The organism is Halorubrum sp. CGM4_25_10-8A, assembly GCF_005435025.1.
Classification (GTDB): domain Archaea; phylum Halobacteriota; class Halobacteria; order Halobacteriales; family Haloferacaceae; genus Halorubrum; species Halorubrum ezzemoulense.
This window is the reverse complement of the sequence record NZ_SGTX01000058.1, coordinates 1-465: the sequence shown is the minus strand read 5'-3', so window position 1 is coordinate 465 and position 465 is coordinate 1. Positions and strand designations below refer to the sequence as shown.

Genomic DNA, 465 nt, shown 5'->3' with positions numbered 1-465 from the left:
CGTGGGCTCGGGTCATGGCGACGGTTCGTTGTACGCGATCGACGCCGAAACTGGCGTCTTACGCTGGCGTGATTATGTTGGGGACAGCGTCGGCGCACCCGTCATTCACGACGATCGAGTCTATGTCGGAACCTACACGAGTGGTCTCCACGCAGTTTCAATCGAGAACGGTGAACGGTTGTGGCGTGTCGATCGGGCAGACTATGGTACTACTCCAACAGTTGTCGATGGAACCGTCTACGCAACCTCCGACGATACAGTGCTGTACGCCGTTGACGCCGAGACTGGAGAGGAGTTGTGGGCACACGATAATTCGAACATAAACACGCCCGGATCCTCGCCTACAGTCCACGAAGGGGTCGCATATGTCGGGTCGGGTGGATTTCTCTACGCGATCGACACCGAAACCGGGGAAGTACGTTGGAATAGTCTCATTAGCGAGAGATCGATTGATACGTCACCAAC

The 465-nt window shown here is 55.9% G+C and carries 1 protein-coding gene; it reads left to right on the top strand.

Annotated features, from left to right (window positions below):
• Nucleotides 1–28: 28 nt before the first annotated feature.
• On the top strand, nt 29–465 hold a 437-nt coding region (locus tag EXE52_RS18110), incomplete at its 3' end, for a PQQ-binding-like beta-propeller repeat protein (protein WP_158414008.1).